Origin of the sequence: Variovorax sp. Varisp41 (genome assembly GCF_047325085.1) — a bacterium.
Taxonomy (GTDB): Bacteria; Pseudomonadota; Gammaproteobacteria; order Burkholderiales; family Burkholderiaceae_C; genus Variovorax.
The window spans coordinates 2,305,102-2,328,855 of record NZ_CP168540.1; the positions used below are offsets into that span (position 1 = coordinate 2,305,102).

Sequence of the window (23,754 nt, forward strand, 5' to 3'; positions counted from 1 at the left end):
GCACCGCAGTGCGAAGCACGAAGGTACTTCGATGAGCGTGGACGACGCCGCCGAGGCGATGGACGGCTACGAGCGCCAGCGCGCCGCACTGCTCGCCAGCGTGCCGCGCATGCCGCACCATTGGCAGGAAGCCGGCCGCTCGCTCTACGAGCAGGCCCACCTCGCGCGCCGACTCGGACGCCACCCCGAATCGCGTGCGCTGATGCTCGAGGCGGTCACGCGCCTGGGCTCGATCGCACTGCCGCAAGCCTGGTTCGAGGTGGCCGACTGGGCCTGGGAAGACGGCGACCACGACGTGGCGGGCCGGCTCTATCACGACGCGATGTTCAAGACCGGTGGCTGCACCGAAGAGGAGGCGCAGCGCATCGTCGAACGCCTGCGCTCGCTCGGCGACGACCATGGCCATCCGTGGGTCTGGGCTGCGCTCATGCGTGCCTCGCTCGGCGACCCCGGTGAAGACTCGGCGCCCGAGCGCCTGCGCGCCATCGAGGCAATGCACGCGCGCGCCGGCGGCCTGCCGGCGGCACTGCGCATCCGCGCACGGGCACGCGACAACGCCGGCGACCTCGAAGGCGCCGCGGCCGACCTCGATGCCTGCATGGCGCGCTCGGCCGATCCGCGCGTGCCGGTCTGGCGCGCGCTGCTCGACTACCGCATGGGCCGGCCCTTCGACCTCGAGGCCATCCAATGGCCCGAACACCCCGACCTCGGCGGCGGCGACTATTACAGCGCCGGCTGCGAACTGGCGGAGGTGGTCGAGTTGCTGCAGCAGCAGGAAGGCCAATACACGGGCAGCCAGGACCTCGCGCGCGTGAAGGCCGTGGAGGCACGGGCCTATGAGCTCGGCGCGGCGCGCTTCGAGCACTACTTCGCCACCGGCGAGGGCGGGCCGCTGGACGCCGAGCCCCACATCTACGCGATGCTGTGCAACAACCTCGCGATCGCCGGCGGCTTTCGGCAGGAGAAGTTCGCGCAGGCCATTCCCTGGCACGACAAGGGCTGGGCCGTATCGCCGTTCTGGGAGCAGTACCACGGGCGGCTGCGCTGCCAGGCGCGCATCGGGGACTGGGCCGGCGTCGTCGACTCGTGGACCGTGCTGCGGCGCGCTTTCGGCGACGACTGGCCGGTCGAGCAGGCGGCGTGCGAGGTGGCCTGGGCCTTCGAACGGCTCGGCCAGCCGGCGCAGGTGCTCGAGCTGATGGACCTGCGCGCCGCGCACGCGGGCACGCCGCTGTCCGAACTGATCTCCGACGTCGAGGCCGAGACGCGCCGCGCGGTGCTGATGGCGCTGGGCGCCCAGGCCGCCGCCCGGTTGGGCCAGCGCGGGCCGGTCGAACGAATCGCGCGCGAACTGCTGGCCAGCGACCGCCTGAGCGACGGCCTGTGCCGGCACCTGGCACAGGCCTGGCGCCTGCTGGGCGACGAGGCCCAGGCCGAGCGCTGCGAGCGTGCGCTCGACACGCCCGACCCACATGAACGCCCCGCCCTCGCGCAGGCGGCCGCGCCCGAGGTGGCCGCCATGCTCGGCTGGGCCCGGGCGCCGTTCCTCGACGACGGCTACGCGGTGGTGCGCTTCGCGGCCCTGTCCGACGACGGCTGGTCCTTCGAGCTGCGCAAGGACGGCGAGATGGGCGACGAGACGCTGCCCATCTACGCACAGATCCGGCGCGGCGGCGATGTCCACGACGGCGAGGACGAAGCCCCGCTCGCCGTGCCCACCTGGCAGTTCGGCGTGCTCAACGAAGCGCCGGGCCTGTTCGGTCGACTGCGCGGCAAGGCGCCGACCGCGCGGCTCTACCTGGCCCACAGCCCCACGGGCCACGCACCGCCGGCCGAATGGACCGAAGCGCCGATCGCGCAGTTGCCGCCCGTGTGGGCCAAACTGCAGCGGCGCGTGAGCGAGGCCGACGCGGCCTGGCAGCGGCTGGCCGCCGCCGCCCCGCTCGAACGCATCGAGGCCACCATCGCCCGGCTGCACGCGCAGGGCGTGCTCGACGGCCGCGACGCCGACCTCGGCATCTGCCGCATCGGCCCGTACCTCGGCGCCTCGGGCGGGGCCTGGGTCGGCCTGAGCGTGGACCGCAAGCGCGACACCGATCCCACGCTGCCCGAGCTGGCCTACGACCCTTATCACTTCATCTACCAGATCGTGCCGGCCACCGACACCGGGCCGGCCTGGGTGATGTACGGCTTCCAGCAGGACGCCGGCAAAGGCCGGCAGATCAAGCCCGGCGACGCGGCGCTCGCACTGGCGGCCGCGCGGCTGTTCGAACGCGCGCTGCAGCGACTGCAGCGCTGGGAGGCCGCGCGATGAGCGCCGGCCCGCACGCACCACAAAGACAGGAAGCCATCGAGGAACACGCATGAGCACGTTCGACGTCAACCACCATCCCACCTATTGCTACACCGGCGGCAAGCCCTTCGATGCCGCCAAGCCCACCGTGGTCTTCGTCCACGGCGTGCTCAACGACCACAGCGTCTGGATCCTGCAGAGCCGCTGGTTCGCCAACCACGGCTGGAACGTGCTCGCGGTCGATCTGCCGGGCCACTGCAAGAGCGAGGGCCCGCCGCCGGCCAGCGTCGAGGAGGCCGCGCAGTTCGTGCTCGCGCTGCTCGACGCGGCGGGCGTGCAAAAAGCGGCGCTGATCGGCCACAGCTTCGGCTCGCTGATCGCGCTGGAAGCGGCCGCGCGCGCGCCGGAGCGCGTGACGCACCTGGCGATGGTCGGCACCGCCTACCCGATGGTGGTGTCGCCGGCGCTGCTCGAGAGTTCGCTCAACGACCCCGAGCGCGCGATCGCGATGGTCAACACCTTCTCGCATGCGCTGCTGGCGCCGCCGCCCTCGGCGCTCGGCCCGGGCACCTGGCTCTACGGCAGCTCGCGCGCGCTGATGCGCCGCGTGCTCGCGAGCAACCGCGAGGCCAACGTGTTCCACGTCGGCTTCAAGGCCTGCAACGACTACGCGGGCGGCGAGGCGGCGATGGAGAAGGTGCAGTGCCCGGTGCTGTTCCTGCTCGGCGACGCCGACCAGATGACGCCGCCGCGCGCCGTGAAGGCCCTGGCCGCCAAGGCGCGCGACGGGCGGACGGTGACGGTGCACGCGGGCCACGCGCTGATGAGCGAGGCGCCCGACGCGGTGCTGTTCGCGCTGCGGGATTTCGTGTCGCGCTGAGGCGAAGCCGCGCTAGCCGCGCGCGGCCAGGTCGTTGATGTCGAGCGGGTCGAGCATCCGCTTGCTCGCTCCATGCCGCGCCACCGCCAGCATCGCGAGCCCCATGTTCTCGGTGGTGGTCACCAGATGCGGCCACAGCCGCCGCGCGAGCCCGAACACCGGCGTGAGCAGCACGATGCCCGCCTTGTACAGCGGCGTCTTGGTGTTCGCGCCGTGCAGCGGCTGGATCGCGCCGGGCCTGAACATGTAGGCGGCCTTGAACGGCAGCTTCAGCAGCGCGTTCTCGGTCGCGCCCTTCACGCGCGCCCACATGCTGCGGCCGCGCTCGCTGCTGTCGGTGCCGGCGCCGGTCACGTAGGCGAAGGTCATCTGCGGGTTGAGCCGCGCGAGCACGGTGGCGGCGGCCAGCGTGAGGTCGTAGGTCACGCGGCGGTACGCGTCCTCCTTCATGCCGACCGAGGACACGCCGAGGCAGAAGAAGCAGGCGTCGAAGCCCGTGAGCCGCGGCTCGGCCGCCGTGTAGTCGTACATGTCGGGAAGCACGAGATCGCGCAGCTTGGGATGCTGCTGGCCGCTGGGCCGGCGGCCGACGGCCACGACCTCCTCCACGTCGGGAGCGAGCAGGCATTCGCGCAGCACGCCGAAACCGACCATGCCGGTGGCGCCGAAGACGAGGACTTTCATGGGAGGGCCGGCCCCGCGGGCCGCGTGTGTGGACGAGCCGAGTAGATCAGGCCGCCCGCGGCACTGTAAAGAGCGCGGGCTTCTTCTCGAGCACCGCCACCAGCAGCTCGGCATGCAGGCTCGAGGGCTGCGGCGCCGGCAGCGCGGTCAGCATGCGCGACAGCGTTTCGGCATGCGGCAGCAGCGGGCCGAGGAAGCGCGTGCCCGCGGCATCGGCCACCAGAAGGGTCGGAAAGGTCTCGACGTCGAACTCGTCGGCGATGTCGGCATGGTCCTCGATGTCGACCCAGGCGAAGCGCAGCCCGGGATGCGCGCGCGCCACCTGCTCGAACAGCGGCCGGTAGTCGCGGCAGGTGCCGCACCACTCGGCGCACAGGCACACGACCCAGGGCGCGCCGCCGGCCGGCGCGGCGGAATCGGGGGTGGAAGGCAGGGCGCTCAAGGCTCGTACGTGGGCAGAAGGGGGAAGAAAGACCCGGGTGGTGCGCCCGGAAGGTCGTGGCTATTATGGACAAAGCCCCTCCGGGGCGCAGGAGACGCACGATGAACACCTCCACCGCCACTCCCTCCGCTGCGAGCGTCGATCCGCGCCAGTTCACGAGCTTCGCGGAGTTCTATCCCTTCTACCTGACCGAACACGCCAACCGCACCTGCCGGCGGCTGCATTTCGCGGGCTCCACGCTGTCGCTGGCCTGCCTCGCGATGCTGGTGCTGACGCTCAATCCGCTGTGGCTGCTGGCCGGGCTGCTGGTCGGCTACGGCTTCGCCTGGGTCGGGCATTTCGGCTTCGAGAAGAACAAGCCGGCCTCGTTCAGGCGGCCGCTCTACAGCTTCATGGGCGACTGGGCGATGTACCGCGACATCTGGCTGGGCCGCGTGAAGATCTGAGCCCGGCTGCTAGATCAACAGCACGTCGCCCAGCCGCAGCGAGCGCAGCGGCCCCTTCTGCCACAGGTCCTCGAGCGGCTCGGCCTTGGGCATCAGGAGCGCCTCGAGCAGCGGCTCGATCGGCGTCGACGGGTCGGCCAGCAGCACGTAGCGCGGGTCGCCGCCATCCCCGTCCTCGGCCAGCGGCGCGATCCAGTCGAGCGCCACCAGGGTGTCGAGCACCGGCACCAGTTGCAGCGCGTCCACGCGCATCGAGGCCACCAGCCGCGCCGCGCCCGCGCCCTTGTCGGGCGTCGCGCGGGCCCGGGCGAGCTGCTGCAGCACCTCCATCGCCAGTTGCAGCGGCCAGCCGGCGCCGCCGCCGCGCCGGGCCACGCCGGTCAGGAGGCTCGGCAGGTAGGCCGCGATCACCGCGCCCAGCAGCACGATGACCCAGGCCACGTAGATCCACACCAGCAGGATCGGGAAGGTGGCGAAGGCGCCATAGAGCACCGAATAGGTCGGCACCAGGCTCAGGTAGTAGCCCAGCACGCGCTTGGCGATCTCGATCGCCGCCGCCACGAACACGCCGCCGGCCCAGGCATGCGACCAGCGCACGTTGGTGTTGGGCACGTAGTGGTAGAGCGAGGCCATGCCGGCGGCCAGCAGCACGAACTCGAAGGCGTCGAAGAACAGCTTGACCGCGCTCACGCCCACCACGTCGCGCGAGGCCGCGAACACATAGGAGGTGGTGGACAGGCTCACCGCCAGGATCAGCGGCCCGAGCGTGATCGTGGCCCAGTAGATCAGCACCCGCTGCGCGAACGGCCGCGGCGAGCGCACGCGCCAGATGTTGTTGAGCGTCTTGTCGATGGTGAGGATCAGCGCGATGGCGGTGATCAGCAACACGATCAGGCCCGCGATCCCCAGGCCGCTGGCCTTGCTCGCGAACTGGTTGAGGTAGCCCAGCACCTGGCGCGCGATGTTCTCGGGGATCAGGCTCTCGATCAGCCAGCGCTGCAGGCGGCCCTGCATCTTGGCGAACATCGGGAACACGGTGAACAGCGCGAGCGCCACCGTGAAGAACGGCACCATCGCGATGGTGGTGGTGAAGGTCAGGCTGCTGGCCGTGAGGCCGAGACGGTCCTCGCGAAAACGTTCCCCGAGCACCGCCGCGGTGTTTCGCCAGGGGAAACGGGAGAGATCCCTCCAGAGCTGACGACGATTCATGGCCGGTATCATGCCATCCGCCTTTCATGTTCCCGCAGCGAGGGCGCCCCCGGATCTCCCCCTTGCCCTCTTCACCTTCGCCGCCCGTGAGCCTCTCCCCGCCCCCGCCCTCCTCCGTCGCGACAACCCGCTGGCTCGCGGTCGGCAGCCTCGCCGGGCTGATCGTGCTGGGCCTGGCCTGGGAACTCTGGCTGGCGCCGCTGCGCCCCGGTGGTTCGCTGATGGCACTCAAGGTGCTGCCGCTCGCCATCCCGCTGGCCGGCCTGCTGAAGAACCGCATGTACACCTACCGCTGGGTCAGCCTGATGGTCTGGCTCTATTTCACCGAGGGCGTGGTGCGCGCCTGGAGCGACACCAACGGCATCAGCCAGCTGCTCGCGCTGGCCGAGGTGCTGCTGTGCCTGGTGCTCTTCGTCGCCTGCGCCTGGCATGTCCGCCTGCGGCTGCGCCACGCCAAGGCCGCCGCCCGTCCCCTGGAGGCTTCCACCCCATGACCCCTTCCGCTTCTTCCGCCGCCCTGCTCGAGCGGCTGCGCGCCATCGTCGGCGCCAACCACCTGCTGAACGAGGGCGACCTCACCGCCTACGAACAGGACTGGCGCAAGCGCTCGCGCGGCAAGGCGCTGGCCGTGGTGCGCCCGGCCGATGCGCAGCAGGTGGCCGAGGTGGTCAAGGCCTGCGCCGAAGCCGGCACCGCCGTGATCCCGCAGGGCGGCAACACCGGCCTGGCGGTCGGCTCCATTCCCGACGACAGCGGCACCCAGGTGGTGCTGAGCCTGCAGCGGCTCAACGCCATCCGCGGCATCGACGCGGCCAACCTCACGATGACGGTGGAGTCGGGCTGCATCCTGCAGACGCTGCAGGAGACCGCCGAGAAGGCCGGCTACCTGTTCCCGCTGAGCCTCGCGGCCGAGGGCAGCTGCACCATCGGCGGCAACCTCGCGACCAATGCCGGCGGCACGCAGGTCGTGCGCTACGGCAACACGCGTGAGCTCTGCCTGGGCCTGGAGGTCGTCACGCCGCAGGGCGAGATCTGGCACGGCACCAGCGGCCTGCGCAAGGACAACACCGGCTACGACCTGCGCGACCTGTTCGTCGGCAGCGAGGGCACGCTGGGCATCATCACGGCCGCCACGATGAAGCTCTACCCGCTGCCGGCCGCGCAGCTCACGGCCTGGGCCGCCGTGCCCTCGCTCGACCACGCGGTCACGCTGCTGGGCCTGGCCCACAAGCAGCTGGGCCCGGGCCTCACGGGCTTCGAGGTGATGGGCAAGTTCGCGCTGAGCCTGGTCGACAAGCACATGCCGCAACTGCGCGTGCCCTTCATCGGCGACGAGAACGTGCCCTACTGCGTGCTGCTCGAGAACTCCGACAGCGAATCGGAAGACCATGCGCGCGCGCGCTTCGAGGCCCTGCTCGAAACCGCCTTCGAGGACGGCTGCGTGACCGACGCGGTGGTGGCCGAGAACCTCGCGCAGGCGCACCAGCTCTGGCACATCCGCGAGAGCATTCCGCTCGCGCAGGCCGAGGAAGGCCTCAACATCAAGCACGACATCTCGATCCCCGTCTCGCGCATCCCGGCCTTCGTGGCCGAGACCGACGCGCTGCTGGCGCGCGAGATCGCCGGCGTGCGGCTGGTGAACTTCGGCCACCTGGGCGACGGCAACCTGCACTACAACGTGCAGGCGCCCGAGAACGTCGATACCAAGGCCTTCCTGAAGAACGAGGAAGACCGCATCAACACGCTGGTCTACGAGGCGGTCGAGAAGTTCGGCGGCTCGTTCTCGGCCGAGCATGGCGTGGGTTCGCTCAAGGTCGACACGCTCGAGAAGCACAAGTCGCCGGTGGCGCTCGAGATGATGCGCGCGATTAAGCGCGGGCTCGATCCGAAGAACATCCTGAATCCGGGGCGGGTGATTCGGGTCTGAACGGGCGCCTCAATGCCCGAAGTCGCCGGGCCGCAGTTCGATCGCCTGCCCGTGCGGCGTGCGGTCGGCCGCGTGGTCCCAGGCCTCGCGGTAGCGCGCCAGCTCGTCGTGCGAACTCGCGCCCTTGCGCGCCACCAGCGTCTCGAGCGCGGCGAGCCAGTGCCGGTAGTAGGTGTCGCCCGCATCGGGGTCGCCCGCGGCCTGCGCGGCCTGGATCTGCGCGGCCAGGGTCTCGGCCCACTCGCTCCAGCTGAACAGGCCTTTCTCGTGCAGCGCCAGCGTCATCGCGAAGGCCTGGGCCTGCCAGGGCGCGCCGAAGACCGGGCCGTCGGCGTCGCGTGGCATGCCGGGGGCCAACATCCCGTCGGGGTACTGCGTCATTCGGCCGCCTCCAGGTAGCTTTCCCAGGCATCGACCGACACCGCGAGCTTCTGCGCCGCGCCGCCCCAGAGTTCCGCTTCCTCGAACACCACCGTGTAGAGCCACTGCGGCGCCTCGCCCGCGCCCTGCGCGTTGCTGTCGGCGAACACGTGCGCGCCATGCAGCCGCTCGACGGTGCCGCGCCGCCCCTGCACATAGCCCGGCAGCCGCGTGTGATGGTCGACGCGGCCCGCGCGCATGCGCACCGCCTGGCCGATCGCGAAGCGCGCGGGCGCCGCGGCCGGCCGCTCGGTGGGCGAGCCCCTGGACAGCACCGCGGCCACGTCGGCCGCCTGCAGCACGCGCTTGACGGGCGCGGGCGCATGCAGCATGCGGCCCTGCGCGATCTCGTCCTCGAACAGCTGGCCGCGCTCGATCATCAGCCGCTCGAGCGCAGTGAGCCAGATCCGGTAGTAGCTCAGTTGCAGGTAGTGCGGCAAGGTCTCGCGCACGGCGCGGCTCGCATCGATGTTCCATGAACCGGTGGCGCCCATCGCGAGCACCAGCGCGAGCGCGCGCGGTTCCCAGTCGGCATGGAACAACTCGCCCTCGGGCTCGGGCTGCACCGCGCCGAAGCCGGTGCGGCCGCCGAGGTCGGCCTGGGTCTGGTAAGTCATGGCTGGCTCCCCTGCCCCGGCGCATCGGCGAGCCGGGTGCCGATCATCGAATCGCGCGACACCAGCGCCGCGAGTTCCTCCTCGCCCAGGTGCTCGGTGCCCGCGGGCCGCTGCGGAATCACGAGGTAGCGCACCTCCGCGGTCGAATCCCAGATCCGGATGCGCGTGGTCTCGGGCAGCACGGTGCCGAAGTCCGCGAGCACGCCGCGCGGGTCGCGCACCGCGCGCGAGCGGTAGGGCGCGCTCTTGTACCAGGTGGGCGGCAGGCCCAGCACCGGCCACGGGTAGCAGCTGCACAGGGTACAGACCACCATGTGGTGCTGATCGTCGCTGTTGGCCACCGCCACCATGTGCTCGCCCTGGCGGCCGGTGTAGCCCAGCGAGGCGATGGCCGCGGTGGCGTCGGCCAGCAACCAGTCGCGAAAGGCCGGGTCGACCCAGGCCCTTGCGACCACGCGCGCGCCGTTGCGCGGGCCGATGCGGGTCTGGTAGGTGTCGATCAGCGCATCGAGCGCGGCCGGCTCGATGTAGCCCTTCTCGGTGAGCACGCTCTCGAGCGCGCGCACGCGCAGGTCCATCTCATCGAGCTCGCTGTGGTCATCGCCGTGGTCGTGGGTGTGTTCGCTCATGCCCCTCATGCTAAGCGCTGCGACCTACCAGCGGTAGGTCGCGGACGCCACCGCCTTGCGCCGCTCGCCGTAGAAGCAGCCGTAGGTGCACGAGGCGATGTAGGCCTTGTCGGCCAGGTTCGTGAGGTTGAACGCGTAGCGCCAGTGGCCGGTGTCGTACGACACCATCGCGTCGAACACGGTGTACGAGGGCACGATGCCGTTCACGTAGAGCCCGGTGGAGGCGCCCACGTAGCGCACGCCCAGCCCCGCGCGCAGGCCCGGCGCGCCGGCCGCGCCGAAGTCGTACTCGCCCCAGGCCGAGAAGGTGTTGTAGGGCACGTTGCCGCGCCGCTTGCCGACGTTGGCGGCGGTGGTGTCGGCGGTGACGCGCGCGTCGGTGTAGGCATAGGCGGCGATCAGGCTGGCGGAGCGGCCGATGCGCGTGCGCAGCTCGATCTCCAGCCCGCGCGAGCGCACCTCGCCGGTCTGCACCGAGAAGCCGGTGTCGACGGGGTCGGTCGACAGCACGTTCTGCTGCCTGAGCTGGTAGACGGCGGCGCTCAGCAGGGTGTCGCTGCCCGGCGGCTGGTAGCGCAGGCCGAGCTCGTACTGCTCGCCGCGCGTGGGCTCGAAGCGCGCGCCCATGCGGTCGACGCCGCTCTGCGGCTGGAACGACTGGCTGAAGCTCGCGAACGGCGCGAGGCCGTTGTCGGCCAGGTAGACCAGGCCGGCGCGGCCGGTGGTGGCCGAGGTCTTCTCCTTCGAGTTCGCGGTCTCGCCGTCGACCGGCACCTGGCGGTCGGTCACGCGGTCGTGCCGCGCGCCGAGCACCACCACCCAGCGCCCGGCGATCTTCATCTGGTCCTGCAGGTACAGCCCGGTGGCGTTGCCGGCCATGTCGGGGAAGTAGGTGTTCGGTACCGGCGCACCCGCGACGTAGACGTAGTTCGGCGCGTAGTAGTTGAACTGCGTGGCGATCTCGCGCGACGCGCGCCGCGTGGTGTAGGACTGGTAGGTGGTGTCCACGCCGGCCAGCAGCGTGTGCGCGACGGGGCCGGTGTCGACGCGGTACTCGAGCGAGGTGTCGGTGGTGCGCGCGCGCGAGCGGTCGCGGCGGTCGTAGGACTCATGGAAGGTGGAGCTGGCGCCGTCGGGGCTTACGCCGGCAGCGGCGGTGCTCGGGAAATCGACCTCCGAACGGAAGGCATGCGCGCTGTGGCGCAGCTTCAGGCGATCGCTGAAGGCATGCTCGAAGCGGTAGCCGACGGCGGTGTTGGTGCCGGCGTAGCGGTCGCGCCCCGGCGTGCCGGTGTAGCGGTTGCTCGGCACCGGGCCGTGGATGTTGGGCAGGATCGTGACGCCGCCGGCCAGCCCGTACACGTAGTCGGTGCGGTTGCGCAGGTACTCGGCCTGCAGCGTGAGCGAGGTCGCCGCGCTCGGCTGCCAGCGGATCGCGCCCGACAGGAAGCGCCGGTCGTCGGGCACGTGGTCGATGAAGGTGTTGCTGTCGCGCACGAGGCCCGTGAGCCGGTAGGTCAGCGTGCCCTGCTCGTCGAGCTTGCCGCCGAAATCGCCCTTGATCTGGCGGCGATCGCGGTTGCCGAGCTCCACGCCCAGCTCGCGCAGCGGCTCGGCCGTGGGCCGCTTGGTCACGGTGTTGATCACGCCGCCGGGCGCGGCCGTGCCGTAGAGCAGCGAGGCCGCGCCCTTGAGCACCTCGGCGCGCTCGAGCCCGTAGAGCTCCTGCTGGCCGTCGTAGGCGTTGACCATGAACTTCGAGCCGTCGCGGTAGAGGCTGCCCGTGCCGGCGCCGGCCTGGAAGCCGCGGATCACGAACGAGTCGGTGGTGCGGTCGGCGCCTTCCGAGCGCCTCACGCCGGCCGTGTAGTTGAAGGCGTCGACCAGGCTGGTGGGCTGCTGGGCCTCGATCTGCTCGGCCGTGACCACCGAGATCGACTGCGGCGTCTCGAGGATCGGCGTGTCGGTCTTGGTGCCGGCCGTGCTGTGGCGCGCGATGTAGCCATCGGCCGGCCCGCCGTCGGCGCTGCGCTCGGCATTCACGCGCACTTCGGCCAGCATGGCCGACGGCGCGGGCGCCACCACCTGCGGCGCGGTGGAGGCGGCCGGCGCGCCCGCGCGCACGGTGTAGCCGCCCGCGTCGGTCGGCAGCAGCTCGAGGCCGCTGTCGGCCAGCGCGCGACGCAGCGCCTGCGGTGCGTCGTAGCGGCCGCGCACCGGCGCCGAGGCGCGCTGGCCGACCAGCGCGGCATCGACCGTGAGCGCCAGCCCGGCCTCGCGTGCGATGCGGTTGAGCGTGGCGCCGAGCGGGCCGGACGGCAGGTCGTAGTCGCGCAGCACGGGAGCGGCCTGCGCCTGGGCGCTGGCGGCCGTCGGCCACAGGGCCGGCATGGCTGTGGCGAAGAGCAGCGCGGCGACGAGCGGGGTCGGACGGAACGGGAAGGACGAGGACAAGACAGGACTCCAGGCAGGGGAAGGACGAGGGTTCTCTTCCTGCTTGCCGGACGAGGTTCGAAAAGTGAGAGGGGCGGCCGAAAAAAATCCGGTACCGCCCCCGATCCAGGCTTCAGCGCGGCGCCTGCCTCGGTTCGATGCGCAGCCACCAGCGCGTGCCGCCCACGAGTTCGACCGGCACCGCGGCGGTGAGCGCCAGCAGCGCCCTGTCGGTGTCGTCCAGCGGCAGCGTGCCGGTCACGCGCAGGCCGGCCACGCGCGGATCGACCGACAGATGGCCGGGCCGGTAGCGCGCCAGTTCGGCCACCACCTCGGACAGCGGCTGGTCGTCGACCACCAGCATGCCGTCCTTCCAGGCATCGGCGTCGGGACGCGCGGGGCCGGGGGCGCCGGCGCCGTCGGCATGCAGTTCCAGGCTCTGGCCCTGCTGCACGATGCGTTCGCCTTCGCAAGCCTGCGCCGGATCGGCCGCGCAGCCGGCCGGCCGTGCCGCCACCGCGGACTGCGTGACCGTGAGCCGGGTGCCGGCGCCGTCGTCGAGCCGGCGCACGACGAATCGCGTGCCCAGCGCGCGCAGGCTGCCCTCGGGCGTGAGCACGACGAAGGGACGCTGCTCGGCCGCGTCGCCATGGGCGGTCTCGATGGCGATCTCGCCCGCGCGCAGCACGATCGCGCGCCGGCTGCCATCGAAGGCCAGGTCGACCGCGCTGCGGGTGTCGAGGTGCAGCACGCTGCGGTCGGGCAGCACCACGGTGAGCCGCTCGCCGGTGCCGGTTCGGTAGTCCGCGCTCAGGGTGGCCAGCGGCTCGAAGCGGTCGACGGCACCGAGCCCCAGCAGCAGCGCGGCCAGCAGCCCCAGCACGCCCGCCGACTGCTTCCAGCGCCGCGCGGCGCCGCTGCGCACCAGCGCCGAACGCACGGCCTCGCTGCGCGCGGGCGCCAGCTGCGCGTCGAGCTCGCCGAGCTGGGCCCAGGCACGCCGGTGGTCGGCGTGGGCGTCGAGCCAGCGGCGCAGGCCTTCGGCATCGCGCGCGCCGGCCTCACCCGAGCCCATGCGCAACTGCCAGCCGATCGCCGCATCGAGCACGGCCGCGGACACCGGCAGCGACGCCGAGGCCGGCGCGCTCATGCCGACGCTGCCGGCAGCGCGGCGCCGAAACGCAGTTCGTAGCCGCGGCGCGCGGCCGTCGCCAGGTACTGCCGCACCCGCGGCACCGACACGCCGAGCTGCGCCGCGATCTCGGCATGGGTCATGCCGTCGAGGCGGCTGTGCAGCCAGGCGGCGCGGGTCTTGGGCGTGAGGCTCGCGAGCAGCGCGTCGAGCGCACGCAGCGCCTGCACCGCCTGCAGCTGCTCCTCGGGCGAGGGATAGAGCGCCGGCGGCAGCGCCGCGAGGTCGGCGAGGTAGGCGCGCTCCAGGTCGGCGCGGCGGAAGCGGTCGATCAGCAGGCCGCGCGCCACCGTCGTCAGGTAGGCCCGCGGCTCCTTCATCTCGACCGGCGCCGCCTGCGGCGGGCGCGCGACCAGCAGCCGCACGAAGGCATCGTGCGCGAGGTCGGCCGCATCCTCGGCGCAGCCCAGCCGGCGGCGCAGCCAGGCCTGCAGCCAGCCGTGATGGCTGCGGTAGAGCACCTGGAGACTGTCGTCGATGGCGGGGGCGGACACGGGATGGCTGCGGCGGAATGTTGAGAATAGTTCTCATCTTAAGGGCTCGCCCGGGGTCCGGACAGGCCGGTCCGCGTCCGAATAAGATTCGGGGCCATGCCCCGCCGTCCGGGGCGCGCCGTTTTCACCGCCATGACCCAACGCCCCATCCGCTCCCAGTACGAAGACTTCATGCGCCACGTCGACACCCACGGCGTGTACAAGAGCGACCGCACCGGCACCGGCACCAGGAGCGTGTTCGGCCACCAGATGCGCTTCGACCTCAACGAAGGCTTCCCGCTGGTCACCACGAAGAAGGTGCACGTGAAGTCCATCATCCAGGAGCTGCTGTGGTTCCTGACCGGCTCGAGCAACAACAACTGGCTCAAGGAACGCGGCGTCACCATCTGGGACGAGTGGGCGCGCGAGGACGGCGACCTGGGCCCGGTGTACGGCGTGCAGTGGCGCAGTTGGCCCACGCCCGACGGCGGCCACATCGACCAGATCGCCGAGGTCGTGAAGACGCTCAAGTCCAACCCCGATTCGCGCCGCATCATCGTGAGCGCCTGGAACGTGGCCGAGCTCTCGAAGATGGCGCTGATGCCCTGCCACGCCTTCTTCCAGTTCTACGTGGCGCCGCCACAGAACGACGGCGAGCGCGGCCGGCTCAGCTGCCAGCTCTACCAGCGCAGCGCCGACATCTTCCTCGGCGTGCCCTTCAACATCGCGAGCTACGCGCTGCTCACGCACATGATGGCGCAGCAGTGCGACCTCGACGTTGGCGACTTCGTCTGGACCGGCGGCGACTGCCACATCTACAGCAACCACGCCGAGCAGGTCGCGCTGCAACTGAGCCGCGAGCCCTACCCGTATCCCACGCTGCGCATCAAGCGCCGGCCCGACTCGATCTTCGACTACCGGTACGAGGATTTCGAGTTCGAGGACTACCGGCACCACGACCCGATCAAGGCGCCGGTGGCCGTCTGATCGTCCGCGGGGGCCAAGGGGTGCGGATGCGGTCAAAATCGGGCCGCTTCGAACCCGCCTTCCCCTCGCCATGAACCTCAACCTCATCTTCGCCCGCGCCGCCAACGGCGTCATCGGCGCCGCCAACACCATCCCCTGGCACCTGCCCGAGGACATGGCGCACTTCAAGGCGCGCACGCTGGGCGCGCCGGTCATCATGGGCCGCAAGACCTGGGACTCGCTGCCGCCGCGCTTCCGGCCGCTGCCGGGGCGGCGCAACATCGTGGTCACGCGCCAGGCCGGCTGGCAGGCCGAGGGCGCGCAGCGCGCGGGCAGCCTGCGCGAGGCCATCGAAGCCTGCGAGCGGCTCGAGGCGCCCGATGTCTGGGTGATCGGCGGCGCGCAGATCTATGCCGAGGCCGAGCCCCTCGCGCGCCGCGCACTGGTCACCGAGATCGCGCGCGACTACGAAGGCGACGCCTTCGCGCCGGTGCTCGACGCCAGCGTCTGGCGCGAGACGCAGCGCGAATCGCACGTGTCGGCCAAGGACGGCCTGGCCTTCAGCTTCGTGACGTACGAGCGCGTCACGGCCGGCGCATGACACTGGCGCTGCGCCGGCGCACGCTGCTGGCCGGCGCGGCGCTGGCGGCCGGCGGCATCGCGCCCGCGCTGGCGGCCGAGCCGATGGAGCCCGACGAGGAGGCGCTGTTCATGAACGGCACCGCGCGGCCCACCGACGACGGCAGGCTCGAGGTCGACATCCATGCCTGGGTCTACGAGCGCGAGCGCCGCTGGGGCCTCAATGCCGCCTTCGCGCGCTACCTCGGGCTCAATCTTAAGAAGCTCTCGCCGGCCGCGCAGCTGCGCTTCAACCAGCGCACCGCGCTGTTCCATGCCGAGTCGGAGGACGGCAAGGTGTTCGACGTGGAATTCGACGGCAGCCCCGGGCGCAAGACCATGCCGCCCTCGGGCGCCGACGGCCGGGTGAACGTGCGGCAGGTGATCGAGGTGCCGCGGCTGTCGCCCGCGCAGCAGTGGCTCGAGTTCCACGCGGTCACCGGCCCCGGCGAACTGCTGCACCGTTTCCGCGGCCGCGCGCTGATCGTGCCGGCACAGGGCCTGTCGGTGATCTCGGACATCGACGACACCATCAAGCGCACTCAGGTGCGCGAGCGGCGCGAGATGCTGCTCAACACCTTCGCGCGCCGCTTCGAACCCGCGCCCCACATGGCCGGCTGGTACCGCGCGCTCGCACAGGCGCCCGACACGCGCTTCCACTACCTGTCGGCCAGCCCGATCCAGCTCTATCCGCCGCTCGCGGAGTTCGTGCGCGAAGCGGGCTTTCCGCCGGGCAGCATGCACCTGCGCGAGAGCACGACCTGGCGCACGCTGATCCCGGGCGACGAGGATTCGCGCGCCCACAAGCTCGGTGTGATCGCGCGCCTGCTGGCCGACTTCCCGCAGCGCCGCTTCGTGCTGGTCGGCGATTCGGGCGAGGCCGATCCCGAGATCTACGCCAGGGTGTTCCGCGACAACCCGGGGCGCATCGACGGCATCGTGATCCGCGACGTGACCGGCGAAGGGCGGCTGTCGCAGCGCTACCGCGCCACCTTCGAGGGCATCGACCCGGTGATGTGGCACCTCGTCGCGCCCGACACGACGGCGTGGCCGATGCAGGCGCAGACCCAGGCCGTGCGCTGAGGCTCCGTGCACGGCGCGCTCGCGCTGCGGTGCACAAGAATTCCCTGGCTCCGAGCGTGACGGCCCGCACGATCGATGCGTGCACGGGGCCGAGGGCCCCTCTCCTCCTGCCAACCGCGGTGATAGCTTCCTTGGCGGTCTCCAGAAAAACCTTCGAAAAGAGTTTTTCTGGATTCCTTCAATTGATCAACGCTTCATATGCAGGGAGAAACAAACATGATCGAACTCGTCGACCCGAGCGACAGCCGTGCCGTGCGCAACAAGAACAACATCCTGGGCTTCTACGAACTGGTGATCAACCAGAAGAAGGCCGAAGAGTCGGTGCACCGGTTCGTCAGCGCCGCCTATATCCAGCACAACCCCCTGATCGGCGATGGCGCGCAGGCCTTGGGGGAATTTTTCGGCAAGCTCACCAGGGAGCGCGTGCTGGCCCGCGTCGTGGTCCACAAGATCGCCGCCATCGGCGACCACGTGTGGGCCCACGTGGAATTCCTGAACCTGTTCAATGACGATCCGGAAGACCCCGGGATTGCCGGCGTCGACATCTACAAGATGGATGCCGACGGAAAGGCGATCGAGCATTGGGACACGCTGCAGCCCGTGGGCCATCCGAAGAATTCGGTCCCCTGGCTCGCACCGAACATCCAGCGCGCCAATTCGAACGGCATGTTCTGACAGGCGCTGGCGACACCGCTGGAAACGAAGCGCCGCGCCACGCGCGACGCTTTACGAAAAAGAGTGCTTCCGTACTGCCGGACTACCACCTGACATAGGCACGAGCGGCGCAGGGTTTAGGCTGCCCTAAGAGTTTCTGCGCACAATGTCACGAACCCATTGCCATCAACGTTCAAGGAGACGGCATATGCCCATGGAGTTTCTTCGGACCATCGCCGAGCAGAAATTGCCATACGTCGTGCACGCGCCCGCCGAGATCGACAAGCTGCGCGTGCTGCGCGCGGCGGACCTCGTGACGGCCTTCATTCCCCCTTCGGAGCGCAACCCGCAAGGCCGCGCGATCCGCCAGCTGGCCCAGGTCGAGAGCATCACGGCCAAGGGCATGCTCGCGCTGAACAAGGCGACCTCGGCGTTCATCGAGCTGTAGCGCGCCAGGCTTCGGGAGAACAACCGAATTGGGCGCCGAACCACCGGGTGAAGGCACTGTGCGTGCTGTAGCCCAGCATCGCCGCCACCTCGCCCAGGCTGTGGCGGCCATTGGCCACGTAGCGCCGCGCGAGTTCCTGGCGCACGTCGTTGACCAGTTGCTTGAAGGTCAGCTCGCGCGCATCGAGCTGGCGCTGCAGGGTGCGCATGCTGAGCCCCAGCCCCTGCGCCACCGACTTGCAGGTGGCACGCCCCGCCGGCAGCATCAGGTAGATGGCCTTGCGCACCTCCTGGTCGATCGAGCGCTCGCGCTCGCCGGGCACGGCATCGATCAGCTTGCGCGCATAGGCGGCGAGCACGGCATCGGCCCCGGGATTGGCCACGTCCAGATCCGCCGCGCGGCAGACCAGCCCGTTGAAACTGCCGTCGAACTCGACCGGGCATTGGAAGAAGCGGCGGTGAAAGGCCGCGTCGACGGGCGGCCCGTGGGTGAAGCTCACGCTGGCGGGCCGCCACCGGTCGCCCAGCAGCGCCGCGCACATCCGGTAGAGCACGCCGATCGCCAGCTCGATCGACTGCCGGGCCGGCATGGACATGACCAGTTCCTCGCGCAGCAGCACCAGCTTGCCGACATCCTCCACCTGGATCGCCAGCCTTTCGTTGAGCAGGTGCAGGTGCTCGATCAGCGTGAGCAGCACCTGCCGCAGCGTCGGCTGGTGCATCAGCAGCAGGCTGACCACCCCGAAGTTCGATAGCTGGCGCCGCGCGGCAATGCGCAGGCCGAAGGACTCGCAGGCCGTGTCGCGCGCCGCGTCCTCGAGCAGGCGGGCCACGCGATCGGCCTCGATCAACTGGTCCGGCTCGCGGACCATCCGTGCGCGCAGTCCCGCCCTGCGCAGCGCCGCGCCGGGGTCGTGACCGAGTTCCTGCGCAACCTCCGAGAAGTTCGTCAGCGCCGCCGCGCGAATCAGTGCCGTCATGCCGGGCCTTTCCAGGGTGGCGGAAATTCTGGCACCAAATGCACAGCGAATGGCACGGAATGCAAAGCGGCGCCGCCCCCTCGCTCCTACAGTCGCCCCCATGCCCGCACCCCGGAGGCCGGGGCGGAAAGACCCAAGAAAAAGCACGGAGACAAGACATGCGGATCGAAGCGTTGACCTGCGCCATCGGCGCGCGGCTCGATGGCATCAGCCTGGCCGATGCGGCCCGGGACGACGGCCTGTTCGAGGAAATCCGGGCGCTGCTGCTGCGGCACAAGGTGCTGTTCCTGCGCGACCAGAAGATCAGCCGGGCCGAGCACGTGGCCTTCGCGCGGCGCTTCGGCGAACTGGAGGACCACCCGGTCGCGGGCAGCGATCCGGAGCACCCGGGGCTGGTGCGCATCTACAAGACGCCGGACGCGCCCAACGACCGCTACGAGAACAGCTGGCACACCGACGCCAGCTGGCGCGAGACCCCGCCGATGGGCTGCGTGCTGCGCTGCGTCGAGTGCCCGCCCGTGGGCGGCGACACGATGTGGGCCAACATGGCGCTGGCCTACGAGCGCCTGCCCGACCCGGTGAAGGAGCTGATCGCGCCGCTGCGCGCCCGCCACAGCATCGAGTGCACCTTCGGCGCGGCGATGCCGATCGCGCAGCGCCTCGCGCTCAAGGCCCGCTATCCCGATGCGGAGCACCCCGTGGTGCGCATCCATCCCGAAACCGGCGAGCGGGTGCTGTACGTCAACGGCTTCACGACGCACTTCACCAACTTCCACACGCCCGCCAACGTGCGCTACGGCCAGGATTTCACGCAGGGCGCGTCGGCGCTGCTGCAGTACCTCGTCAACCAGGCCGCCATCCCCGAATACCAGGTGCGCTGGCGCTGGCAGCCCGACAGCGTGGCGATCTGGGACAACCGCGCCACGCAGCACTACGCGGTGATGGACTACCCGCCCTGCCACCGCAAGATGGAACGCGCCGGCATCGTCGGCACGCCGACCGCCTGACCCGCCTTTTCCCCCTTCGCACCACCCGCATCCCCGGAGCCCTCGATGAATTTCCTAGACGGTCACCTGTTCCCCGAAAACCAGCAGCCGCTGATCATCACCGCCGCCCCCTACGCGCCATCCTGGCTGCCCTCGGACTTCCCCGGCGAGATCGCCGTGACGATGGAGGAGCAGGTGCAGAAGGCGGTGGACTGCTACGAAGCCGGCGCCACCGTGCTGCACCTGCACGTGCGCGAACTCGACGGCAAGGGTTCCAAGCGCCTGTCGAAGTTCAACGAGCTGATCGCCGGCGTGCGGGCCCGCGTGCCCGAGATGATCATCCAGGTCGGCGGCTCGATCTCGTTCGCGCCCGAAAGCGAGGGCGCTGCCGCCAAGTGGCTGTCGGACGACACGCGCCACATGCTGGCCGAGCTCGACCCCAAGCCGGACCAGGTCACGGTGACGGTCAACACCTCGCAGATGAACATCCTCGAGCAGTTCGACCTGCGCGACATCCGCGGCACCTCGATGGAGGACCCGGTCGTCTTCAACGCCTACAAGGAGATGACGGTGCCGGCGCAACCGGGCTGGGCCGAGGAGCACATCCGCCGCCTCAGCGCCGCGGGCATCCAGAGCGCCTTCCAGTGCTACAACATCAACAGCTTCGAGTCGGTCGAGCGATTGATGCGCCGCGGCATCTACAAGGGCCCGCTGGTGCTCAACTGGGTCGCGATCGGCGGCGGCATGGACGCGCCGAACATCTACAACCTCGCGAACTTCGTGCGCGCGGTGCCCGACGGCGCGGTGCTCACGGTGGAGAGCTCGGTGCTCAACGTGCTGCCGGTCAACATGATGGGCATCGCCATGGGCCTGCACGTGCGCTGCGGCACCGAGGACAACCTCTGGAACCAGTCGCGCACCGCCAAGATCGGCACCGCCGCACAGGTCGAGCAGCTGGTGCGCATCGCGCGCGAATTCGGCCGCCCGATCGCGACCGCGCAACAGGCGCGCGAGATCTCTCGGATCGGCGTGTTCCACGACACGGTGGAAGAGACGCTGCGGGCCAACGGCTTCGCGCCCAACCGCAACGGCGGCCAGCAGGGCTTCCTGCGCAAGGCCGCCTGAACCTCCACGCACCGGAGCAGCCATGCCGCGCCTCACGCACCTCGCCGCCCTGCTCGTCGCCGCCGCGTCGGCGCTGGGCTCGCCCTGGACCCATGCCTACACCGACAAGCCGGTCAAGATGATCGTCCCCGCGCCGCCGGGCGGCACCATCGACGTGCTCGCGCGCATCGTGGGCGACCAGCTCTCGCGCGACATCGGCCAGCCGGTGGTGGTCGAGAACAGGCCGGGCGCCGGCGGGGCGATCGCCGTCAAGTACCTGTTGTCCCAGCCGGCCGACGGCCAGACGCTGATGATGACCGCCAGCAACGTGCTCACCGAGGTGCCGCACGTGCTCAAGGGCGGCTTCGATCCGCTCAAGGACGTGCAGCCGGTCGCGCTGATGGCGCGCTCCTCGCTGCTGCTGATCGCCTCGCCACAGTTCCCGGCCAGGGATGCGAAGGAGGCGATCGCCTATGTGAAGGCCCATCCGGGCCAGGTCTCCTACGCCTCTTACAGCGCGGGCACGGCCTCGCAGTACGCGGGCGCCATCCTCAACCAGGCGGCCGGGCTCGACATGCAGCACGTTCCCTACCCCGGTTCCGCGCCCGCGCTGGCGCAGGTCATGGGCGGCCAGGTGCCGCTGATGTTCGACGGCTCGGTCACGGCCCGGCCGCTGATCGCCGCCAACAGGGTGCGGCTGCTGGCGGTCGCGACCCAGGCCCGGCTGCCCGAATTTCCCGCCGTGCCCACCTTCGCCGAACTCGGCTACCCGGCGCTCGACTTCGCCAACTGGACCGGCGTGATCGCGTCCTCGCAGATGCCGGCGCCGCTGGTCGAGAAGATCCACGCGGTGCTGCGCAAGGTCGCGGCCAACCCGGCGGTGCGCGCGAGCGTGGCCAACGCCGGCTTCGAGCCGATGGCGGACCGCACGCCCGCGCAGGCGCAGGAGGCACTGCGCGAGGAGTTCACCCGCAACGCCGGCATCGTCAAGCGCTACGACATCCGCCTGAACTGAAGACCATCCAGAACAACGAGGAGACATCGCCATGCCCCAAGCCATCCGCTTCCATGAGACCGGCGGTCCCGAGGTCCTGCGGCTCGAGAACGTCGAGGTCGCGGACCCCGGTCCCGGCCAGGCGCGCGTGCGCCACAGCTTCATCGCGGTCAACTTCATCGACATCTACTTCCGCACCGGCCGCTATCCGCTGGCGCTGCCCGACGGGCTGGGCTCGGACGCGGTCGGCGTGGTGGAGGCCGTCGGCCCCGGCGTGACGGAGGTCAGGCCCGGGGATCGCGTGGGCTATCTCACGGGTCCGCAGGGCGCCTACTCGCAGGTCCGCGTGATGCCCGCCGCGGTGCTGATCCCGCTGCCCGAGGGCCTCCCCGATCGCACCGCCGCCACGCTGATGATGAAGGGCATGACGGCGCAGTACCTGTTCCGCCAGGTCCGTCCGCTGCAGGCCGGCGAGACCATCCTCTACCACGCGGCCGCCGGCGGCGTCGGCCTGATCGCCTGCCAGTGGGCGCGCGCCCTGGGCGTCACCATGATCGGCACCGTCGGCACCGACGAGAAGGCGGCGCTCGCCCGGGCCGCCGGCTGCGCCCACGTCATCGTGACCGCGCGCGAGAACACCGTCGAGCGCGTGCGCGAGATCACCGGCGGCCGCGGCGTGCCGGTGGTCTACGACTCGGTGGGCAAGGACACGTTGATGGATTCGCTGGACTGCCTGCAGCCGCGCGGCACGCTGGTCAGCAACGGCACCTCCTCGGGCTCGGTGGTGATCGACTCGCAGCTGCTCGCGGCCAAGGGCTCGCTGTGGATGACGCGGCCGGCGATGGCGCACTACATCCAGCCGCGCGCCCACATGCTCGAGATGGCGCGCGAGCTGTTCGACCACGTGCTGGCCGGGCGCATCGTCAGCGAGCCGCAACGCAGCTTCGCGCTCGCCGATGCGGCGCAGGCCCATCGCGCGCTCGAGTCGCGCCAGACGGCCGGATCGACCGTGCTGGTCCCCTGAGGAAGCCCGCCATGAAGACCACCACGCTGGCCCTGTCGCTGCTGGCCGCGACGGGCGGTGCCGCCGCGCAATCCTCCCTCACCGTGTTCGGCGTCGTCGACGCCGGCATCAGCCACTACAGCACCCGCAGCCGGTCCTGGGGCCTCGCGGCGCCGCGCCAGGTCACGCAGAGCCAGACCGCGCTCTCGCCCTCGGGCTACGCGTCCAGCCGGCTGGGCTTTCGCGGCACCGAGGACCTGGGCGGCGGCCTCGCGGCCGGCTTCTGGCTCGAGGCGCCGCTGGCCAACGACAACGGCGGCGGCATCGGCAACTTCGGCCGCCGTTCCACCCTGAGCCTCTCGGGACCGTTCGGCGAGCTGCGCCTGGGCCGCGACTACACCGCCTCGTTCTGGAACGACGGCGTGTTCGATCCCTTCGGCGTCAATGGCGTCGGCACCAACCTGATCGCCGTGGTCAACAGCAACCTCGCCGCCTCGCGGGCGCTCGCCACCGGCGGCCTGCTCAACGGCGCGCTCTCCGCCGGCACCGACAGCTACCTGCGCACCAGCAACGCCCTCAGCTACTTCCTGCCGCCGGGGCTCGGCGGCTTCTACGGCCAGGTGCAGTACGCCTTCCACGAGAACGTGAAGGCGAGCGACGCGAGCGACAGCCCGTCCGGGCGCGGCCGCTATGCCGGCGCGCGCGTGGGATGGACCGGCGGTCCGGCCGACGTGGCGCTGGGCTACGGCGAGAGCACGCTCGTGAGCGCCGCGCCCCGCGGCGAGAAGATCAGGAGCCTGAACCTCGGCGGCTCCTACGACTTCGGCGCGGTGAAGCTGTTCGGCGAATGGTCGCGCGTGCGGAATGCGCGCGACGACGCCGGCCTGTTCGGCAGCCGGGCCACCGACCGCTACGACGGCTTCGTCGCCGGCCTGAACATGCCGGTGGGGCCGGGCATCGTGCGCGCCTCGTTCGCGCGCGTGAATTTCGGCAACGGCAACGGTGTGCCCGGCGGCAACGCCTCGGTCGACAAGCTGGCGCTGGGCTACGTGCACAACCTGTCCAGGCGCACCGCGCTCTATGCGACGGTGGCGCGCATCGCCATCCGCGACGGCCACAACAACCCGGGCGTGATGGGTGTCACCCCGCTGGTGCTGAGCCTGCCGGCGATCTTTCCGCAGGCGGCCTACGTCACCGGGGGCGGCATGGAACCGCGCGGCGCGACCGGCTACGACGTCGGCATCCGGCACGCCTTCTGATCGCGCGGGACCCGC

The 23,754-nt window shown here is 70.8% G+C and carries 25 protein-coding genes; 15 read left to right on the top strand and 10 right to left on the bottom strand.

Annotated elements, in window-relative coordinates; genetic code table 11:
• Positions 1-31 precede the first annotated feature (31 nt).
• The gene (locus ACEN9J_RS10845; RefSeq protein ID WP_413764041.1) at positions 32-2,314 is read left to right on the top strand and encodes a hypothetical protein; all 2,283 of its coding nucleotides are present in this window, start codon (positions 32-34) and stop codon (positions 2,312-2,314) included.
• A 49-nt stretch (positions 2,315-2,363) separates the two neighbouring features.
• Entirely contained in the window at positions 2,364-3,173 is an 810-nt protein-coding gene (locus ACEN9J_RS10850; protein WP_057592412.1) for an alpha/beta fold hydrolase, read from the top strand.
• Positions 3,174-3,185: 12 nt separating this feature from the next.
• On the opposite strand, the gene ACEN9J_RS10855 is transcribed toward ACEN9J_RS10850, so the two are convergent.
• A complete protein-coding gene (locus ACEN9J_RS10855) occupies positions 3,186-3,857 on the bottom strand; it encodes an epimerase (protein ID WP_413764042.1) in 672 nt (223 codons plus the stop codon).
• Positions 3,858-3,903: 46 nt separating this feature from the next.
• Positions 3,904-4,299: a thioredoxin family protein gene (locus ACEN9J_RS10860; RefSeq protein ID WP_057592410.1), complete on the bottom strand. Its 396-nt coding sequence runs from the start codon at positions 4,297-4,299 to the stop codon at positions 3,904-3,906.
• 101 nt (positions 4,300-4,400) lie between these two features.
• Here ACEN9J_RS10860 and ACEN9J_RS10865 point away from each other — a divergent pair, with 101 nt between their 5' ends.
• Positions 4,401-4,745 (top strand): Mpo1-like protein, encoded by a 345-nt coding sequence (locus ACEN9J_RS10865; protein WP_057592409.1) that lies wholly within the window; start codon positions 4,401-4,403, stop codon positions 4,743-4,745.
• A 9-nt stretch (positions 4,746-4,754) separates the two neighbouring features.
• Here the strand turns inward: ACEN9J_RS10865 and ACEN9J_RS10870 are convergent, their stop codons facing one another.
• Positions 4,755-5,966 (bottom strand): YihY family inner membrane protein, encoded by a 1,212-nt coding sequence (locus ACEN9J_RS10870; RefSeq protein ID WP_261210433.1) that lies wholly within the window; start codon positions 5,964-5,966, stop codon positions 4,755-4,757.
• Positions 5,967-5,980: 14 nt separating this feature from the next.
• Here ACEN9J_RS10870 and ACEN9J_RS10875 point away from each other — a divergent pair, with 14 nt between their 5' ends.
• On the top strand, positions 5,981-6,448 hold the full coding sequence (locus ACEN9J_RS10875; protein WP_409976509.1) for a DUF2069 domain-containing protein: 468 nt from the start codon (positions 5,981-5,983) through the stop codon (positions 6,446-6,448).
• Positions 6,445-7,881 carry an FAD-binding oxidoreductase gene (locus ACEN9J_RS10880; RefSeq protein ID WP_413764043.1) on the top strand — a complete coding sequence of 479 codons (1,437 nt, stop codon included), beginning with the start codon at positions 6,445-6,447 and terminating at the stop codon, positions 7,879-7,881. The genes ACEN9J_RS10875 and ACEN9J_RS10880 overlap by 4 nt, the downstream gene beginning before the upstream one ends.
• A gap of 9 nt (positions 7,882-7,890) precedes the next feature.
• Here ACEN9J_RS10880 and ACEN9J_RS10885 read toward each other — a convergent pair whose 3' ends face one another.
• The 6 genes from ACEN9J_RS10885 to ACEN9J_RS10910 all read right to left on the bottom strand — a co-directional run bounded on the left by ACEN9J_RS10885 (position 7,891) and on the right by ACEN9J_RS10910 (position 13,666).
• Positions 7,891-8,262, bottom strand: a complete 372-nt coding sequence (locus ACEN9J_RS10885; protein WP_413764044.1) for a nitrile hydratase accessory protein — start codon at positions 8,260-8,262, stop codon at positions 7,891-7,893.
• Positions 8,259-8,918, bottom strand: a complete 660-nt coding sequence (nthB, locus tag ACEN9J_RS10890) for a nitrile hydratase subunit beta (protein ID WP_413764045.1) — start codon at positions 8,916-8,918, stop codon at positions 8,259-8,261. Before nthB ends, ACEN9J_RS10885 begins: the two co-directional genes overlap by 4 nt.
• On the bottom strand, positions 8,915-9,547 hold the full coding sequence (gene nthA, locus ACEN9J_RS10895; protein WP_172705377.1) for a nitrile hydratase subunit alpha: 633 nt from the start codon (positions 9,545-9,547) through the stop codon (positions 8,915-8,917). Before nthA ends, nthB begins: the two co-directional genes overlap by 4 nt.
• Positions 9,548-9,571: 24 nt before the next feature.
• Positions 9,572-12,001 carry a TonB-dependent siderophore receptor gene (locus ACEN9J_RS10900; protein WP_413764046.1) on the bottom strand — a complete coding sequence of 810 codons (2,430 nt, stop codon included), beginning with the start codon at positions 11,999-12,001 and terminating at the stop codon, positions 9,572-9,574.
• A 112-nt stretch (positions 12,002-12,113) separates the two neighbouring features.
• The gene (locus ACEN9J_RS10905; protein ID WP_413764047.1) at positions 12,114-13,130 is read right to left on the bottom strand and encodes a FecR domain-containing protein; all 1,017 of its coding nucleotides are present in this window, start codon (positions 13,128-13,130) and stop codon (positions 12,114-12,116) included.
• Positions 13,127-13,666: a sigma-70 family RNA polymerase sigma factor gene (locus ACEN9J_RS10910; RefSeq protein WP_413764048.1), complete on the bottom strand. Its 540-nt coding sequence runs from the start codon at positions 13,664-13,666 to the stop codon at positions 13,127-13,129. Before ACEN9J_RS10910 ends, ACEN9J_RS10905 begins: the two co-directional genes overlap by 4 nt.
• Positions 13,667-13,798: 132 nt before the next feature.
• On the opposite strand from ACEN9J_RS10910, the gene ACEN9J_RS10915 reads away from it, so the two are divergent.
• From ACEN9J_RS10915 to ACEN9J_RS10935, 5 genes are all read left to right on the top strand, one after another.
• Positions 13,799-14,632: a thymidylate synthase gene (locus ACEN9J_RS10915; RefSeq protein ID WP_172705376.1), complete on the top strand. Its 834-nt coding sequence runs from the start codon at positions 13,799-13,801 to the stop codon at positions 14,630-14,632.
• Between the two features lie 70 nt (positions 14,633-14,702).
• A complete protein-coding gene (locus ACEN9J_RS10920; RefSeq protein WP_296735856.1) occupies positions 14,703-15,212 on the top strand; it encodes a dihydrofolate reductase in 510 nt (169 codons plus the stop codon).
• Positions 15,209-16,312 (top strand): phosphatidate phosphatase App1 family protein, encoded by a 1,104-nt coding sequence (locus ACEN9J_RS10925; RefSeq protein ID WP_413764049.1) that lies wholly within the window; start codon positions 15,209-15,211, stop codon positions 16,310-16,312. Before ACEN9J_RS10920 ends, ACEN9J_RS10925 begins: the two co-directional genes overlap by 4 nt.
• A gap of 216 nt (positions 16,313-16,528) precedes the next feature.
• A complete protein-coding gene (locus tag ACEN9J_RS10930) occupies positions 16,529-16,987 on the top strand; it encodes a nuclear transport factor 2 family protein (protein ID WP_057589684.1) in 459 nt (152 codons plus the stop codon).
• 193 nt (positions 16,988-17,180) lie between these two features.
• Positions 17,181-17,414, top strand: coding sequence for a hypothetical protein (locus ACEN9J_RS10935; RefSeq protein ID WP_412179323.1), 234 nt, complete (start codon positions 17,181-17,183; stop codon positions 17,412-17,414).
• Here the strand turns inward: ACEN9J_RS10935 and ACEN9J_RS10940 are convergent.
• Positions 17,401-18,393 carry an AraC family transcriptional regulator gene (locus tag ACEN9J_RS10940; protein ID WP_413764050.1) on the bottom strand — a complete coding sequence of 331 codons (993 nt, stop codon included), beginning with the start codon at positions 18,391-18,393 and terminating at the stop codon, positions 17,401-17,403. The two genes, ACEN9J_RS10935 and ACEN9J_RS10940, sit on opposite strands and share 14 nt — an antisense overlap.
• Before the next feature lie 158 nt (positions 18,394-18,551).
• On the opposite strand from ACEN9J_RS10940, the gene ACEN9J_RS10945 reads away from it, so the two are divergent.
• Genes ACEN9J_RS10945 through ACEN9J_RS10965 form a run of 5 tightly spaced genes read left to right on the top strand, consistent with a single transcriptional unit; the run spans position 18,552 to position 23,739 of the window.
• Positions 18,552-19,400: a TauD/TfdA dioxygenase family protein gene (locus ACEN9J_RS10945; protein WP_413764051.1), complete on the top strand. Its 849-nt coding sequence runs from the start codon at positions 18,552-18,554 to the stop codon at positions 19,398-19,400.
• Between the two features lie 45 nt (positions 19,401-19,445).
• On the top strand, positions 19,446-20,504 hold the full coding sequence (locus ACEN9J_RS10950) for a 3-keto-5-aminohexanoate cleavage protein (RefSeq protein ID WP_261210404.1): 1,059 nt from the start codon (positions 19,446-19,448) through the stop codon (positions 20,502-20,504).
• 22 nt (positions 20,505-20,526) lie between these two features.
• On the top strand, positions 20,527-21,498 hold the full coding sequence (locus ACEN9J_RS10955; RefSeq protein WP_413764052.1) for a Bug family tripartite tricarboxylate transporter substrate binding protein: 972 nt from the start codon (positions 20,527-20,529) through the stop codon (positions 21,496-21,498).
• 31 nt (positions 21,499-21,529) lie between these two features.
• A complete protein-coding gene (locus ACEN9J_RS10960) occupies positions 21,530-22,501 on the top strand; it encodes a quinone oxidoreductase family protein (RefSeq protein WP_057589678.1) in 972 nt (323 codons plus the stop codon).
• 11 nt (positions 22,502-22,512) lie between these two features.
• The gene (locus ACEN9J_RS10965) at positions 22,513-23,739 is read left to right on the top strand and encodes a porin (protein WP_413764053.1); all 1,227 of its coding nucleotides are present in this window, start codon (positions 22,513-22,515) and stop codon (positions 23,737-23,739) included.
• The last annotated feature ends 15 nt before the right edge of the window (positions 23,740-23,754 follow it).

Bases quoted from the DNA above. Each gene is read 5' to 3' on its own strand.
- ACEN9J_RS10845 (WP_413764041.1), top strand. From the start codon at position 32: ATGAGCGTGGACGACGCCGCCGAGGCGATGGACGGCTACGAGCGCCAG.
- ACEN9J_RS10850 (WP_057592412.1), top strand. From the start codon at position 2,364: ATGAGCACGTTCGACGTCAACCACCATCCCACCTATTGCTACACCGGC.
- ACEN9J_RS10855 (WP_413764042.1), bottom strand. From the start codon at position 3,857: ATGAAAGTCCTCGTCTTCGGCGCCACCGGCATGGTCGGTTTCGGCGTG.
- ACEN9J_RS10865 (WP_057592409.1), top strand. From the start codon at position 4,401: ATGAACACCTCCACCGCCACTCCCTCCGCTGCGAGCGTCGATCCGCGC.
- ACEN9J_RS10870 (WP_261210433.1), bottom strand. From the start codon at position 5,966: ATGATACCGGCCATGAATCGTCGTCAGCTCTGGAGGGATCTCTCCCGT.
- ACEN9J_RS10875 (WP_409976509.1), top strand. From the start codon at position 5,981: ATGTTCCCGCAGCGAGGGCGCCCCCGGATCTCCCCCTTGCCCTCTTCA.
- ACEN9J_RS10880 (WP_413764043.1), top strand. From the start codon at position 6,445: ATGACCCCTTCCGCTTCTTCCGCCGCCCTGCTCGAGCGGCTGCGCGCC.
- ACEN9J_RS10885 (WP_413764044.1), bottom strand. From the start codon at position 8,262: ATGACGCAGTACCCCGACGGGATGTTGGCCCCCGGCATGCCACGCGAC.
- nthB (WP_413764045.1), bottom strand. From the start codon at position 8,918: ATGACTTACCAGACCCAGGCCGACCTCGGCGGCCGCACCGGCTTCGGC.
- nthA (WP_172705377.1), bottom strand. From the start codon at position 9,547: ATGAGCGAACACACCCACGACCACGGCGATGACCACAGCGAGCTCGAT.
- ACEN9J_RS10905 (WP_413764047.1), bottom strand. From the start codon at position 13,130: ATGAGCGCGCCGGCCTCGGCGTCGCTGCCGGTGTCCGCGGCCGTGCTC.
- ACEN9J_RS10915 (WP_172705376.1), top strand. From the start codon at position 13,799: ATGACCCAACGCCCCATCCGCTCCCAGTACGAAGACTTCATGCGCCAC.
- ACEN9J_RS10920 (WP_296735856.1), top strand. From the start codon at position 14,703: ATGAACCTCAACCTCATCTTCGCCCGCGCCGCCAACGGCGTCATCGGC.
- ACEN9J_RS10925 (WP_413764049.1), top strand. From the start codon at position 15,209: ATGACACTGGCGCTGCGCCGGCGCACGCTGCTGGCCGGCGCGGCGCTG.
- ACEN9J_RS10930 (WP_057589684.1), top strand. From the start codon at position 16,529: ATGATCGAACTCGTCGACCCGAGCGACAGCCGTGCCGTGCGCAACAAG.
- ACEN9J_RS10935 (WP_412179323.1), top strand. From the start codon at position 17,181: ATGGAGTTTCTTCGGACCATCGCCGAGCAGAAATTGCCATACGTCGTG.
- ACEN9J_RS10940 (WP_413764050.1), bottom strand. From the start codon at position 18,393: ATGACGGCACTGATTCGCGCGGCGGCGCTGACGAACTTCTCGGAGGTT.
- ACEN9J_RS10945 (WP_413764051.1), top strand. From the start codon at position 18,552: ATGCGGATCGAAGCGTTGACCTGCGCCATCGGCGCGCGGCTCGATGGC.
- ACEN9J_RS10950 (WP_261210404.1), top strand. From the start codon at position 19,446: ATGAATTTCCTAGACGGTCACCTGTTCCCCGAAAACCAGCAGCCGCTG.
- ACEN9J_RS10955 (WP_413764052.1), top strand. From the start codon at position 20,527: ATGCCGCGCCTCACGCACCTCGCCGCCCTGCTCGTCGCCGCCGCGTCG.
- ACEN9J_RS10960 (WP_057589678.1), top strand. From the start codon at position 21,530: ATGCCCCAAGCCATCCGCTTCCATGAGACCGGCGGTCCCGAGGTCCTG.
- ACEN9J_RS10965 (WP_413764053.1), top strand. From the start codon at position 22,513: ATGAAGACCACCACGCTGGCCCTGTCGCTGCTGGCCGCGACGGGCGGT.